Source organism: Mycobacterium sp. DL592 (assembly GCF_011694515.1).
GTDB lineage: Bacteria > Actinomycetota > Actinomycetes > Mycobacteriales > Mycobacteriaceae > Mycobacterium.
The window spans coordinates 2,111,610-2,126,007 of sequence record NZ_CP050192.1 but is presented as its reverse complement, the minus strand read 5'-3'; the positions used below and the strand labels follow the sequence as shown (position 1 = coordinate 2,126,007).

14 protein-coding genes are annotated in these 14,398 nt (G+C 67.9%); 6 read left to right on the top strand and 8 right to left on the bottom strand.

Going from position 1 to position 14,398, the window contains the following annotated elements:
• Position 1: 1 nt before the first annotated feature.
• Genes HBE64_RS10330 through HBE64_RS10315 form a run of 4 tightly spaced genes read right to left on the bottom strand, consistent with a single transcriptional unit; the run spans position 2 to position 4,141 of the window.
• Positions 2-1,312: an alpha-amylase family glycosyl hydrolase gene (locus HBE64_RS10330; protein WP_167101210.1), complete on the bottom strand. Its 1,311-nt coding sequence runs from the start codon at positions 1,310-1,312 to the stop codon at positions 2-4.
• Complete coding sequence (locus HBE64_RS10325) at positions 1,309-1,788, bottom strand: nucleoside deaminase (RefSeq protein ID WP_167101207.1); 480 nt, start codon at positions 1,786-1,788, stop codon at positions 1,309-1,311. Before HBE64_RS10325 ends, HBE64_RS10330 begins: the two co-directional genes overlap by 4 nt.
• An 11-nt stretch (positions 1,789-1,799) precedes the next feature.
• Positions 1,800-2,432, bottom strand: a complete 633-nt coding sequence (locus HBE64_RS10320) for a rhomboid-like protein (RefSeq protein ID WP_243841572.1) — start codon at positions 2,430-2,432, stop codon at positions 1,800-1,802.
• Positions 2,433-2,452: 20 nt separating this feature from the next.
• Positions 2,453-4,141, bottom strand: a complete 1,689-nt coding sequence (locus HBE64_RS10315; RefSeq protein WP_167101204.1) for a tetratricopeptide repeat protein — start codon at positions 4,139-4,141, stop codon at positions 2,453-2,455.
• Positions 4,142-4,211: 70 nt separating this feature from the next.
• Here HBE64_RS10315 and HBE64_RS10310 point away from each other — a divergent pair, with 70 nt between their 5' ends.
• Entirely contained in the window at positions 4,212-4,595 is a 384-nt protein-coding gene (locus HBE64_RS10310) for a cupin domain-containing protein (protein ID WP_167101201.1), read from the top strand.
• A gap of 6 nt (positions 4,596-4,601) precedes the next feature.
• Here the strand turns inward: HBE64_RS10310 and HBE64_RS10305 are convergent, their stop codons facing one another.
• Entirely contained in the window at positions 4,602-6,188 is a 1,587-nt protein-coding gene (locus tag HBE64_RS10305) for a regulator (RefSeq protein ID WP_167101198.1), read from the bottom strand.
• 146 nt (positions 6,189-6,334) lie between these two features.
• On the opposite strand from HBE64_RS10305, the gene HBE64_RS10300 reads away from it, so the two are divergent.
• Positions 6,335-6,958 (top strand): PaaI family thioesterase, encoded by a 624-nt coding sequence (locus tag HBE64_RS10300; RefSeq protein WP_167101195.1) that lies wholly within the window; start codon positions 6,335-6,337, stop codon positions 6,956-6,958.
• A gap of 1 nt (position 6,959) precedes the next feature.
• Here the strand turns inward: HBE64_RS10300 and HBE64_RS10295 are convergent, their stop codons facing one another.
• Positions 6,960-9,314 carry an arylsulfatase gene (locus HBE64_RS10295; protein WP_167101192.1) on the bottom strand — a complete coding sequence of 785 codons (2,355 nt, stop codon included), beginning with the start codon at positions 9,312-9,314 and terminating at the stop codon, positions 6,960-6,962.
• An 81-nt stretch (positions 9,315-9,395) separates the two neighbouring features.
• Positions 9,396-11,306: an FUSC family protein gene (locus HBE64_RS10290; protein WP_167101189.1), complete on the bottom strand. Its 1,911-nt coding sequence runs from the start codon at positions 11,304-11,306 to the stop codon at positions 9,396-9,398.
• 203 nt (positions 11,307-11,509) lie between these two features.
• On the opposite strand from HBE64_RS10290, the gene HBE64_RS10285 reads away from it, so the two are divergent.
• The 3 genes from HBE64_RS10285 to HBE64_RS10275 are packed head-to-tail and all read left to right on the top strand — an operon-like array spanning position 11,510 to position 13,429.
• Positions 11,510-12,211, top strand: a complete 702-nt coding sequence (locus tag HBE64_RS10285) for an EthD domain-containing protein (RefSeq protein WP_167101186.1) — start codon at positions 11,510-11,512, stop codon at positions 12,209-12,211.
• A gap of 5 nt (positions 12,212-12,216) precedes the next feature.
• Positions 12,217-12,660: a TIGR03618 family F420-dependent PPOX class oxidoreductase gene (locus tag HBE64_RS10280; RefSeq protein WP_167101183.1), complete on the top strand. Its 444-nt coding sequence runs from the start codon at positions 12,217-12,219 to the stop codon at positions 12,658-12,660.
• Between the two features lie 10 nt (positions 12,661-12,670).
• Positions 12,671-13,429, top strand: coding sequence for an enoyl-CoA hydratase/isomerase family protein (locus HBE64_RS10275; RefSeq protein ID WP_167101180.1), 759 nt, complete (start codon positions 12,671-12,673; stop codon positions 13,427-13,429).
• A 1-nt stretch (position 13,430) separates the two neighbouring features.
• Here HBE64_RS10275 and HBE64_RS10270 read toward each other — a convergent pair whose 3' ends face one another.
• Positions 13,431-13,652, bottom strand: a complete 222-nt coding sequence (locus HBE64_RS10270) for a bacterioferritin-associated ferredoxin (RefSeq protein WP_167101177.1) — start codon at positions 13,650-13,652, stop codon at positions 13,431-13,433.
• Positions 13,653-13,837: 185 nt separating this feature from the next.
• Here HBE64_RS10270 and bfr point away from each other — a divergent pair, with 185 nt between their 5' ends.
• Complete coding sequence (gene bfr / locus HBE64_RS10265) at positions 13,838-14,317, top strand: bacterioferritin (protein WP_167101174.1); 480 nt, start codon at positions 13,838-13,840, stop codon at positions 14,315-14,317.
• Positions 14,318-14,398 lie beyond the last annotated feature (81 nt).

The window sequence follows — 14,398 nt, the reverse complement described above, 5'->3', positions numbered from 1 at the left end:
CTCACTCGGGGCGCAGCACCAGCCAGCCCTGCGGCGGAACCACCACCTCGCTGACGAGGTCCTCCGGCGGAGCGCCGGTGCCGCCGGCCAGCCGGGCCTGCCTGCCGGCCAGTTCGGCGACGGGCAGATGCATTGGTGTGTCGTCGACGTTGAGGGCGACGATCAACGCGTCGTCACCGCATCGGGTTTCGTATGCGTAGCAACGGTTTTCCAGGTGCAGCGCCCGGGTGGTCGCCTCGTGCAACCAGGGGTTGCGGCGGCGCAGCCCGATCAGGAACTGGTGCAGGTTGAGCGCCGCACGGCCGTCGTCGTCGAGATCTGCAGGCGAAGAGCCGAATTCGGGGCGCACCGCGTCGTCACCGCCAGCGCGCTCCTCCTTGACGCCGCGGTACCCGAACTCGTCACCGGCATAGATCGTCGGCACCCCGCCGGTGGTGAACAACAGGACCAGCGCGTGCGCGACATGCTCGGCGCGGTCGAGCTGGCTGGCGATCCGGGTCACGTCGTGATTGCCGACGAACGTCTGCGGCGCGAAGCGGGCCAGAAAGTCGTTGTGGCGCTGCAGCGCCCAGTCGAGTTCGTGAAAGTTGCCGTCGTTGAGGCTGCTCCACACGGCCTTCCACAACTCGTACTGGGTCACCGAGTCCACCCCGGAGCCCTCGACGAACCCGACGTAGTCGCCGTGGATGACCTCGGCGACGAACCATGCGTCGGGATGGCGCTGCCGAACGCGCGGCAGCACCGCGGCCCAGAACGATTCGGGCACCGCGTACGCCGCGTCCAGGCGCCAGCCGTCGGCGCCGCGGTCGAGCCAGTGGTTCATCACGTCCACCACGTAGTCGACCACGTCGGGGCTGCGGTGGTTGAGGGTGATGAGCTCGCCGTGGCCTTCGAAGGTGTGGAAGTGCCCGGGACGGCCGCGGAACCAGCCCGCCGCGTCGGCGTCGCCGTCCAACGCACTGCGGTAGCGCTCGAAATCGGTTCCGACATGGTTGAACACGCCGTCGAGCAGCACCCGCAACCCACGCTGGTGGGCTTCGGCGATCACCACGTCGAAGTCGCCGTCGTCCCCGAGGCGCGGATCGATGCGGTAGTGGTCGGTGGTGTCGTAGCCGTGGGTGCGGGAGGCGAAGACCGGCCCGAGTGCGAGGCCCGAAGTGCCGAGTTCCACCGCGTGGTCGAGCCAGCCGACCAGGCGCCGCAACCGGTGCTCATCGGGTCCGGGCGGGCTGTTGGTCGGGAAGGCGCCGACGAATCCCAGCGGATAGACGTGCCACCAGATCGCGTGGCGAACCCAGGACGGCGCGCTCACGGCCGAAACCGCGCGGCGTAGAGGCCCATCATCTCGTTGCGGTACTGCGGCGCAGGGCCATCCGCGACGAGGTGGGGGGCCACTGCAGTGACGGGCAGCGATGCGACCGGGGGCAGCGGCGCATTCCATTCGATGAGCCACTGGGCCAGTTGAGCTCCGGAGACGGCAAAGACGATGCGGCCCAGGCCCACCCAGGCATGGGCAGCCGCGCACATCGGGCAGTGCTCGCCGGAGGTGTAGACGGTTGCGGCGGCGCGCTGCTGCGGTGTGAGGTGCTGCGCCGACCAACGGGCGATCGCGAACTCGGGGTGTGCGGTGGCGTCCCCGCCGGCGACGTGGTTGTGATCCTCGAACAGCGCCAGGCCATCGGCACCGACCAGGACCGAGCCGAACGGTTCGTCACCGGCGTCGAGCGCCGCGCGGGCCAGTTCGACGCATCTGCCGAGCCACCTGGTGTCGGAGTCGCTGAGCGCCACGCTGTCTCACTCTACGCAGCGGGTTGCGGGGCGGGATGGCTGCGGCCATGGCTCAGTGGGTAGCAGGCGAGGCCCACCACCAGCGCGGTGAGGTGCCCGACCGGGGTGAACGTGGGTTTGATCAGCACCGCCCCGGCGAACCACACGAAGGCGGCGGCGAGGTACAGCCAGCGCCACGGCCGCGGGACGCGATAGGTCAGCAGACCGACGATGCCGACGACGAAATAGCTGACACCGATGTCCCGGGCGTTGAGGTATCGCGGCGAGACGATCGCCTCCTGGATCTGCCAGTACAGGAATCCCTCGCTGACGTAGGTGGCGACGATGTGGGCGATCAGCCCGGCGACAACGAAACGCAGATGGCCCAGCCAGCGTTCGGCAGGCGCCAGGAACAGGCAGAACATCACCAGGTAGGGCCACCAGGCGGCACCGTCGAGCCACAGCAGGCTGGTGATCAGCACCCGGATCGGGTCGGACGCCAGGTGGTGCAGGTTGGTGGAGTCCTTGCGCAGCACCGCAATCAGATGCCAGCGCGGCAGCAGATGCTGGGCGATGGTCGTGATCGCCAGCAGCGCCAGCCAGCCGAACGTGACCGGCGCACTGCCCACGAACCGCGCCACGCGGTGGGAAAGCTTGTCACGCACCTGTTGACGATACGTCGGCGTCAGCTGCAGCAGCTCGTCTCGAACACTTCCAGCCGGCACGCGCACGAGGCCAGGATCGGCACATCAGCGCGGGCCTTGGCCAGGTCGAGCTGGCGGCCGATGATGACGGCCTCCTCGGTGCGGCCCAGCCGCTGCAGGCATTCGTGGTAGCCGTGCAGGCTCCACACGTTCTTCGGGTGCTGACACGACCGGCTCAAGGTGGGGTCCAGTCCAAGATCGGCGGCATAAACTTGCGCGGCCTCCTCGACGTGGCCCTGCTCGAGCAGCAGCGCGCCGTAGGCGTGCCGGGTGGGCTGCATCCAGCCCCACGGTTCGTCGTAGGGCAGCGCGTCATCGAGTGCGATGGCCCGCCGCAGGTGAGCGTAGGCCTCGTCGTAGTCGCCCTGGCGGTAACTGATTTCGCCGTCGAGCATGGCTGCGCCGACCGCCAAGATGTCGCGGCTGGTGTTGTTGAACAGGTACCGGGACTCCGGGATGCGCGCGTAGGCCGCGGTGAAGGCGTCGCGCTCGGCCTGCGCGGCGGCCAGCTGACCCTTGGCTGCGTGTGCCACACCACGGCCGTAGTGAATGGTTGCCGTTGTGCTGCAATACAAGTCGGGGTCATCCGGCAGCGGCAGCGCGATCAGGTCGTCCCAGCGGCCGAACCGGATCAGCACGTGCACCCGCAGCGGCACGAATGCCTCCAGCCAGTCCGCCATCGGGGGCGAGGAGATCGACAGCAGCTCGGCGGTCAGCTGCCCGGCCAGTTCATCGGCGGCCTGCAGGGCGATCTGAAACTGTCCGGAGAACATCGCCGAGTACACGACGAAGTGCAGGTCGTGCGCTCGGTAGAGGGAGTAGAAGTTCAGCGGACCCGCATGCTCGACGAACCGGCGGTCGGCCCGCACCGCGGATTGGTTTGCCAGCACCGAGGACCGGTACTCGCCGCACAGCACGTCGATGTGCGACGGCATGTGCTCGAGGTGACCCGCGTCGGGCACCAGGCCGCGCAGCAGGTCCGCGGCAGGCAGCGCATCCTCGGGGTGAGCCGACATCTCCATCGCATGGATGTAGAGGTGCAACACCCCGGGATGGGCCCGCCCGGCCTCGGTGGTCAGCGCCCGGTCCAGCAGTTCCTTGGCCGCCACGACACGCGATCCGGGCGCCGGTTCACCGGTTCGGCTGTCCCACAACGCCCACGCGGTCACGTTGACCAGTGCGTCGGCCGCCAGCGCCAACACGTCGACGTCGTCGGGGTGGGCAGCGGCCAGGGCGGCCATGGTGTCGGCGTAGGCGACGTGCCCGGCCGCCAATGCCTCGGCATCGTCGGGGTCGTCGGTGGGGAAGCGTGTCGCCAGGGCCGCGATCAGACCCTGCTCGACCGCGCTGGCCCGGCCCTCGGCGGCCAGCCGCAACTCGGTGCGCGCCCGGGCCAGTGAAGCCGCCAGGTCGACGGGGTCGAACGCGTCCCACGCCTTGTTGTAGTTGGGTCCGATCGCGTACGCGATGCCCCAGCGGGCCAGCGCCAGTTCAGGATCCAGTTCCAGTGCCCGCTCGAAGCAGTGGATGGCTTCCTCGTGGTTGAACGCATAGGCCCATACCAGCCCGCGGTCGAACCACACCTGCGCCTGCGGGGAGGGGGTGTCGACCGGCCGGTGAAAGGCGCCGAGGTCGTAGTAGGGCTCGGTATCGACGAGTGGGACCGGCATGGCGCTGAGGATAGGTCAGCCGGGTCGATCCCGATACCGTTGCAACCCGGCAGAACGAAAGGATTCGAGCATGATCCGCTGCGTGCGTCTGTTCACCGGCGCTGACGATCAGTCACATGTCCAGATCGGCCGGCTTGATCTGGCCCCGGGCCGCAACGACGATCTGGTCTCGGCGGCGATGGCCGCCGCCCGCGTGACGGCCGAGGAGACGGTCAGCGGCGGCACGCTGGCTTGGCACACCGCCCCGGTGCGCCAACTCGTGGTCACCCTGGCCGGGACGTTGGTGTTCACCACCCGCGACAACGAGGAGTTCACCCTGCATCCCGGTGACGTCCTGCTCGCCGAGGACACCGTCGGGTCCGGGCATCAGTGGCGCCTCGTCGGCACCGACCCGTGGCGCCGGCTTTACGTCGTGCTGGCCGACGGCGCGCAGGTGCCGTTCGTCAGCGACTAGCCGGAACTAGTGCCCGGCGACGATATCGGCTTCGTCGACGGTCACCGGCTCGTTGGCCCCCGGCAGGAACGAGTACACCAGGCACACCACCGCGAAGAAAAGATACCCCAGGGCCACTTGCGGATTGGCGGCCCAGGAGATCTCCGGGGCGTGGATCAGCCCGACGAACGACAGCGCCGCCGCGACGACCGCGGCCAGTGCGGCGAAGCGGAACTTCTTCTCCAGGATGAACGTCACCATGGTGCCCAGCAAGAGGCCGACGAGAATGGCGCCCTCGCCCAGGGTTTGCAATCCGTCGTAGACGATGCCCGCACCGCCGAGCGCGTCCATCCCCACCTTGCTCGCCGAGGTTCCGGCCGCATTGAGGGCGTTGTCGATCAGTCCGCTGGCCCACTGTGCCAGGTTGGGCAGCAACGCCGCGACGACGGCCACCGCGTGCAGCCGCGGTACCGCCTGGAAAGCCTGCGCCCCGATCAGCAGACCGATGTAGAGCAGGATCGGCACGATCGCGGGCACCGGTAGCAGCGCGGCCAGCACACCGAAGAGGCCCAGGAAACACAGCAACCCGATCACCACACCGCTGGCCAGCGAGTAGCCGGCCCGACCGCCGGCGTCCTTCCAGCCCGGGTGACCGATGTAGACCGCAGGCGGGAACGGCGAGCCGAACGCCGAGCCGATCACCGCGCCGGCTCCGTCGGCGAGCAGCACGCTGCGCAGGTTGTAGTTGTCACCGGCGGCCGCGGCGCTCTCGACATTGCTCATGGCTTCGGTGAAGTTGTAGACGCCCAACGGAATTGCGGTGCCGAGAAGCGGCGCCAGGTGTGACAGCCCGGAGAACAACAGGTCGATCCGGAGATCAGGGATACCGATGGCGATGTCGGAGGCGGCCTGACTGACATCCGGCGCTGACATGAAGCCGCCGATCCAGCCGATCGCGGTACCGACAAGCAGCGCGACGAGTCCCACCGGGATGTTGCCCGGCAGCTTCACGTCGGTGAAGAAGCCGATCAGGATGATGGCCAGCACCGGCAGGCCGATCCAGGCGGCCTCCCACATCTGCGCAGCCGGCCGCATCGAGATGAACGTGATCGAGATACCGGCCAGCGTGCCCAGCATGGCCGCCCGTGGCGTGAGCTTGCGGATGTAGGGCCCGACGAAGCCCCCGATGATGACGATGACGCCGATCATGAATGCCCAAGCCAGGCCCGACTTCCACGCCTCGATGGGGTTTTTCGTAGCCAGGTACACCGGCAGCATGACAACGAAGACGACGATGAACATGTGCGGGACGCTCGGCCCGTAGGGCAGTGCGGTGACGTCGCTGCGGTTCTCGCGTTGCGCGAGCCGGCGGGCCAGGAACGTGTAGTAGAGGTTGCCCAGCACCAGCGCCACACCGAGTGCCGGCAGGACGGTGCCGAGCACGTCGTCGGCGGGCAGCTTGATCACGCCGATCATCAGCGTGGTGAGCGTCAAGACGTTGACCAGGATGTTGAAGCCCAGACCGAAGAAGGCGTTGAGATCGCCGCGGGTCCACCATGCGATCTTCACGTCGTCCGGCGACGCCGCGGGTTGATCGGTCACGTCAGTGCTCATCCATGGCCTCCTGGGGCGCGTGTAGGGCTACCTGCAGATTCTCGACGGACAGATTCCGAATGCGGTACGGCTGTGTGTCAATCGTGTTATCCGCTGACGGGAGTGCCAGTTAGACACCCGCGGTAGAACCGTGTTCTAGTGCAGGGGTGCTGGAATTCACCGTCGACGACATTTCCGCCGAGGAGGTCGCCCGGCTGCGCGCGATCTACGAGCCGCTGGCCGAATCCGTGCGTGAGCTGGTCGATGCGACCATCCGCACCGAAGCCGACGCCGAGACCGTCGCCGCGGTCAAGGCCGACCTCGACGCGGCGGTCGCGCGACTGCGCAGGCGGCAGATCGACGGGGCGTTCGGCGCGCGGCGCAGCGCCGACGGCGACGCCATGAACTGGGGTAACGCCGTCATCGGCATCCGCAACGCCCTGGCTCCGCCCCTGGAGGTACACCGCGAACCGGACGGCCGGCGGTGGGCGGACTTTCACCTGGGAGCGGCCTACGAAGGGCCGCCCGGACACGTCCACGGCGGGGTGTCGGCACTGATCCTCGACCACGTCCTCGGTGAGGCGGCCAGCCCGGACCGCAAGCCGCGCTTCACCGGGAGCATCACGATGCGCTACGTGCGGGCCACCCCGCTGGGGCCGCTGCACGCCGAGGCGGCCATCACCCGCACCGACGGGGTGAAGACGTTCTGCGCCGGCTTCATCTCCGACGCCGAGGGAATCACTGTCGAGGCCGAAGGTGTCTTCATCATCCCGCGCTGGCTCAGGGATTGAGTTACTGCTTGCCCATCGCGAGCTTGAGCCGGTCCTTCGGGGTGATCAGGTGGTCGTGGCTGTCGTCGCCCAGGTCGATCTGGACCCAGTCGATCGTGCCGGTGAACTCGTTGTGGCTGGGCCCGTAGTCCGGTGAGGCCGGCGAGCCGGTGTCACGCCCGACGTCGCAGGCTTCGTCGGCGGAGAACCCCATCGGGATGGTGATCTCAACCCGGCCCGAACCCACCGGCTTACCGTCGTGAAAGAGGGTGACCGTGCCGCCCTTGGCCAATCCGCCGCCGTCGTAGGCGAATTCCATCCGCACCTGGTGCTTTCCGGCAGGCAGCGCCGTGTCGGCGGCGACGATGAAGTGCTGGATGCCGAAGAAGTTGTAGCAGTACTTCAGCTTTGCGTCGTGGACATAGAGCGACCATCCGCCCACCTGTCCGCCCTGCGTGACGATCACACCGGCGGCACCGCCGTCGGGGACGACGATGTCGGCGGTCACCGAATGCGACTTGTTCTTGATGTTGACCACACAGCTTTCGCTGACCCGCATACCGGAGAACAGCAACTGGCTGTTGCCGCGGATCAGCTGCGGACGGCCCGCGATATCGGGGTTGATCCGTTCGAAGGACCGGTCATCGAGCGGAACCACGTTGTACTTCACCGCCTCGATGAGCCAAAGTCGTTGCAGCTCAGCCAGTTTCTCCGGGTTCTCGGCCACCAGGTTGCGGGATTGGGTCCAGTCGTCGGGGCCGTAGAGTTCCCAGACGTCGGCGTCGAAGGCCGGCGGCTGGTCGACCTTCCATGGGGTGCGGTGTTTGGTGCAGGCAGTCCAGCCGTTGTGGTAGATGCCGCGGTTGCCCATGATCTCGAAGTACTGCACGACGTGTGACTCGGGGGCGGCGGCATCGCGCAACGTCGCCAACATGCTGACGCCCTCCAGCGGGGCCTGCTGAATTCCGTTGACCGCCAACGGCGCCGGGATACCGGCCGCCTCCAGGATGGTCGGGGCCACGTCGATGACGGAATGGAACTGGTTTCGGGTGGTGCCCTTGTCGGCCAGCCCGGCGGGCCAGTGCACGATGGTGCCGTTGCGGGTGCCGCCCCAGTGCGAGGCCACCTGCTTGGTCCACTGGTAGGGCGTGCACAGCGCGTGCGCCCAGCCGACCGCGTAGTGGTTGTAGGCGTCGGGGGTGCCGAAGGCGTCGATCTTGGACAGCAGGAACTCGGTCGTCTCGACACCGCCCATCCCGTTGAGCACCGTCATCTCGTTGAAGCAGCCCTGGGGCGTGCCCTCGGCCGAGGCGCCGTTGTCGCCGATGATGTAGTAGATCAGGGTGTCTTCGAGTACCCCGAGATCGTCGATGGCGTCGATCACCCGGCCGATCTCGTGGTCGGTCTGCTCCAGGAACCCGGCGTAGATCTCCATCTGGCGTGCCAGCACAGGCTTGAGTTCGTCGGACATGTCGTCCCAGGCCGGGATCTCGTCGTGCCGCTTGGTCAGCTCGGCATCGGCGGGAATGACTCCGAGCTTCTTCTGCTGCTCGAAGATCTTCTCCCGCAGCACATCCCAGCCCGCATCAAACTTGCCGCGGTACTTGTCCGACCATTCGGCGGGCACATGATGCGGCGCATGGGTGGCACCCGGGGCGAAGTACATGAAGAAGGGTTTGTCGGCCATCAGCGCCTTCTGCTGCCGCACCCAGGTGATGGCGTGGTCGGCGAGGTCCTCGGTGAGGGTGTAGCCCTCCTCCGGGGTGCGCGGCGGCTCGACCGGGGTGGTGCCCTCGTACAGGCCGGGGTAGTACTGGTTGGCCTCGCCGCCGATGAAGCCGTAGAAGTATTCGAATCCCGAACCGGTGGGCCACTGGTGGAACGGGCCGACGGGGGAGACCTCCCACACCGGAACCTCGTGGCACTTGCCGAACTGGGCCGTCGAATAGCCGTTGAGCTTGAGTGTCTCGGCGATCGGCGCCTTGTCCTTGGGCCGGATACTGCTGTTGCCCGGGGCGGAGGTAGCCATCTCGGTGATGGCACCCATCCCGACCGAGTGGTGGTTGCGCCCGGTCAGCAACGCCTGCCGGGTCGGGGAGCACAGCGCGGTGGTGTGGAAGCGGTTGAGCTTCAGCCCTTCTCCGGCCAGCCGCTCGGCCACCGGGGTGTTGCACGGGCCGCCGAAGGCCGAGGAGGCGGCGAAGCCGACATCGTCGATCAGCACGATCAGCACGTTGGGGGCGCCCTTCGGCGGTCGAAGTGTGGTGATCGGCGGGTAGCTGGTGTCGGGGTCCTTGGCGTCGTACGTCGTCAGCCCGACGTGCTGGGTGTCGTGGATGGGCAGGACGTCACGGCGAACCGTGTCATGACCCGACATTGCTTCTCCTTGACCTGTGCGGGTGGCGAAAGTGCCGCCAGAGTACGCGGCGAAACCATGCAGCGGGTGAATTACAGCGGGTCAGTGGACGTCGTCGCCGACGGCATACGCGTAGCTCAGATGGCCGGTGACCCGCTGCGCCATCTCCCCGAGAGTAAGGGCGTGCCGGGTGATCGCCTCGACCTGAGTGAGCAGGCCCGCCACCTGTTCGTCACCGGCGAGGGCCGCGCCCTCGAGCCGCAACCCCGCGCCGGCACACCCGAGCCAGGCGGCATCCAGCCGCCACGGCACACCGGCGCCGACCAGGGCTGTCACGTACTCGTCGGAGGCATCACCGAGCACCCCCGCCAGCCGGTCGCGAGCGGCCGGGACTTCGGCGTCCAGCACCGCGATCGCGATGGCCAGCCCGGTCGCCTCACGGCGCGCGGTGTGGAGCATCTCGGCGGTCTCGGCGTTAGTCACGCGGGTGGACCCTGCGGCGGTATCGAAAACCCGCCGCGCTGCGGTCGCCCGGCGGCGAAGCGTCTCGCGGTCGGCGGTATCGGCCGGCTCTGCGCACACGAACGCGGTGATCGCGGCGGCCGCGTAATCAAGGTGCGCGCGCAGCATCTCGGTGATACCGCGGTACAGCTTCGCCTTCGCCGGGTCCGGCAGCAGTGCGTACATCCACACCGCGATCGCTGCTCCGAGGGCGGCGGCGAACAGCCGCTGCCCCAGGAGATCTGCCGTCGGGGCGGGCGCCTGCAGCAGGATCGCCAGCGCACCGACGACCACCGTCGACATACCCCACGGGCCGCGTGCCTGTACGGCCCAGCCTGCGGCCAGGAACGCGACCGCGAGGGCGGCGACCAGCGGCGGGATCGGGTGCCAGAGCATCGTGATGGCGGTGGCTGCCGTCAATCCCACAGCAGCGCCCGCGATGCGTTCCAGCGATCGCAGATAGGTCCGCGGACATCCCGGGCGCAGAACCACCAGCGCGATCAGCGGTATCCACACGCCTTCGGGCACAGTGCGAACCGAGGTCAGCGCCAGCGCCGCGCCGACACCGATGGCCAGCCGCACGGCGTGGCGGAACACCGGCGAACTCCACCGGATCTCCCGCCGCAGAACCTCGACGACCCTCGGCTGCCGTCGCGCGAGCGGGTCGTCGACGCCGAACCGGGCGACCACCGCCTCGTGCAGCTGACCGCGCAGTCGCCACGACGCCGCCGTCGGGTTCACGACCCGAATGCTGTCGAGCGTTCTCAGCGCCTCGGCCGCCCTGGCAGCGCCCTGTCGGCGTTCGTCGCCCAGTGCGGTGAGCACGTCGACTGCGGCCCGCAGGGTTGTCTGACACTCGGAACAGCCACCGCAGCCGCTGACAGCGATCGCGTGCAGTGTCGCCACGATGCGGTCGGCAGGCCCGCCGCAGGCGGCCGGGAGGGCAGGTGAATGCCCCGGCGCGGCGATCACCGCCCGGGCCACATCCGCCACGGCGCGATAGTGAGTGGCGGCGGCGCGTTCGGCGGCCCGCTCATGGGGCCGGCGCCAGCGCGGGACGAGCAGCAGGTGCGCCGCTCCGCAGCCCAGCACCATCGCCGCGGTGACGACCGTCGCCGAGACGGAGGACTCGACGGTGCCCGCGGTCAGAACAACCACCACCAGACCTACGCCGATCAAACCGGCACCGCCGCCGAGCGTCCACATCAGTCCCGTCGCCAGGCAAATTAACACTGCGAGAACAATCAGCAGCGGCGGATAAGTACTCGCGGGGACTGCGAGTAACACGATGCCGACCAATACGGCCAAGAGAACTGCCCCCGACCGTCGGCGATCCGGCACCCAGGGGTCGCTGAGCGCCGAGCCCAGGATCGCCATAGCGGCCCCGATCGGAACCACTGCGTGCGCGGGTCCCCACGTCAAGGCCACCCAGATGGACGCGAACAGCATGACCAGGCCGCGCAATGCCGGACCGGTGCCGTCCGGCAGCCGGAGACCCCCGCGCCCGCTCATCGGGCAATTGTGTACTGCGGAATTGAAAAACGAAAGTGGTGTGAATTCGTTGCGGCAAATTCGCTGACCGGCCACCGGTATACCCGTCAGCGAATGCGCAGCACAATTCTGCCCCGGCGCCTGACTTTGATCACGCCATTTCGAATACCGCCGGAGTGAGACTGCACCCCGACAACGCCGCGACGCACGCTAAATTCGGGCCAATGGAAAAGGTGATCGTCACGCTGCGGGCCGGTACTGCCGACGACGACTGGGCCCAGCGCCTCAGGGGGCCGATCGCCGATGAACTGCTCGGCCTGGGCGTGCCCGGCCTGACGGTCAATGTGCGCGACGCCGACGTGCGCGATGCGTTGATGACGCTGACGACGCTGGACCCTCCTGTGCAGGGCTTCGTCACCCTGTGGACCCAGCAGTACTACGGCACCCAGGTCAGCGCCGCCCTCGAACTGCTGGCCCAGCACGCCGACGTGGTGGCGGCCTACCTGGTCACGGAGTCGGCGCCGATGCCGCCACCCCGCACGCCGCCGGGCGAGCGCACCGCCGCGCTGGCCAACATCGCCCTGCTTCGCCGCCCTGCCGACATGGACGAGCCGACGTGGCTGACCCGATGGCACGGCAACCACACCCAGGTGGCCATCGACACCCAGTCGACATTCGGTTACGTCCAGAACTACGTGGTGCGCGCACTGACCCCGGATGCACCCGTCGTCAATGCGATCGTCGAAGAGCTGTTCCCGAATGACGCGGTGAGCAGCCTGCACGCGTTCTTCGGCGCCGCCGATGACGACGACCTACGCCACCGGATGGAGCAAATGGTCGCCAGCACAGCCGCTTTCGGGGCCAACGTCAACATCGACGCCGTACCGACCAGTCGCTACGTGTTCCGCGACCCGTTCGGATCCTGAGCGCCATGCCCACCCTCGACGAGGCCGTCGCATTGGCCCGCGCCGACAACGGCTTGGCGGTCGTGTCGACACTGCGCGCCGATCACACCATCCAGGCCTCCCTGATCAATGCCGGGATCCTCGACCACCCGGCCACCGGGGAACCGGTGCTGGGCTTCGTGACCTACGGCCCGGTGAAGCTGGCGAATCTGCGGTCGCGGCCCGCGGTGACGCTGACCTTCCGCGACGGATGGAAGTGGGCGACGGTGGAGGGGCGCGCCGAGTTGGCCGGTCCCGATGACACACCGGGCTGGCTCGGCGGATCCGACCAGCTGCGGCTGTTGCTGCGCGAGATCTTCACCGCTTGCGGTGGCACACATGACAATTGGGCCGAGTACGACCGGACGATGGTCGAACAGGGCCGCACCGCAGTCCTGGTCTCACCGACCCGTACCTACTCCAACCGTTAGGCTCCTGCCCGTGACGCTGCTCATCGACGACCAGAACCGGGTCCGCACCCTCACCCTCAACCGCCCCGACGCGCTCAACGCCTTCAACGAGGCGCTCTACGACGCGACCACCGAGGCGCTGCTGGCGGCCGCGGATGATCCCGAGGTCGCGGTCGTCCTCATCACCGGGGCCGGGCGTGCGTTCAGCGCCGGCCAGGATCTCGGCGACATGCAGGCCCGGATCACCGATCCCGACTTCCCGGCAGGCAAGCACGGATTCCCCGGATTGATCAACGCGCTCACCGACTTTCCCAAGCCGCTGATCTGTGCGGTCAACGGTGTCGGCCTCGGTATCGGTGCCACCATCCTCGGTTTCGCCGACCTGGCTTTCATGTCCAGCACGGCGCGGATCAAGTGCCCGTTCACCAGCTTGGGCGTGGCGCCCGAGGCGGCGTCGTCATATCTGTTGCCGCAGTTGATGGGACGACAGAATGCGGCTTGGCTGCTGATGTCCTCGGAGTGGGTACAGGCCGACGAAGCACTGCGCATGGGGCTGGTCTGGCGGGTCTGCGAACCCGACGAACTGCTGGCCGATGCGCGCAAGCACGCCGATATCCTTGCCTCCCGGCCGATTCCGAGCCTCATCGCGGTCAAGAAGACGATCACCGAACCCATCCGGGCCGAGATCACCGCGGCCACCGCCCGCGAGTATGCCTACTTCGAGGAACTCATGGGCGCGGCGGCCAACACCGAGGCGCTGGCCGACTTCCACCGCGGCCGCTCGACGTAGGTCAGCGCCGGCCGGCACCCACCAGTGCCGCACACGAACCACACTCGGAGACCTCGGCCCGGTCCCGGTGGGCGGCAATGATCGCCTGCACGGACTTCCGGCAGCGCCCGCAGTCGCGCCCGGCACCGCACGCGGCGGCAACCTGTTTGGTGGTGCAGGCTCCGGCGGCGACCGCGTCGTTGACGGCCTGACTGGTCGCACCCGTGCACAGGCAGACGTACATCAGCGCCCGCCTCCTCGTGTCGATGTGGGTCGCACGCCGCTATGTTAGCTCAGCCTTACCTAGGTTAGGTAGGCCTACAACACTCCGGTTCCAAACGCAGCGGCCGCGAAGGCGGCTGCACTAGATTGAAATGGCACAGCCAGCCCGGCGAAAAAGACGCTCAGAACCAGCCCAGGAGACATGCCATGCAGGGTGACCCCGACGTACTGCGACTGCTCAACGAGCAGCTCACCAGCGAGCTGACCGCTATCAACCAGTACTTCCTGCACTCCAAGATGCAGGACAACTGGGGCTTCACCGAACTGGCCAAGCACACCCGCGAAGAGTCGTTCGACGAGATGCGCCACGCCGAGGCCATCACCGACCGCATCCTGCTGCTCGACGGGCTGCCGAACTATCAGCGCCTCGGCTCGCTGCGCGTCGGGCAGACGCTGCGCGAACAGTTCGAGAGCGACCTGGCCATCGAGTACGAAGTCGTCGCCCGGCTCAAGCCCGCGATCATCCTGTGCCGCGAGAAGCAGGACTCCACCACTGCCGTCCTGTTCGAAGGCATCGTGGCTGACGAGGAACACCACATCGACTACCTCGAGACGCAGCTGGAACTGATGGACAAGCTCGGCGTGGAGCTCTACTCCGCGCAGTGTGTGTCACGCCCGCCGAGCTGACCGTCACATCGGGGCCCTCCGCCGCGCCGAATCACGGTATGAGTCCGCAAGCCGAGGGGAATACTTCGCGTCGGTCGGCGA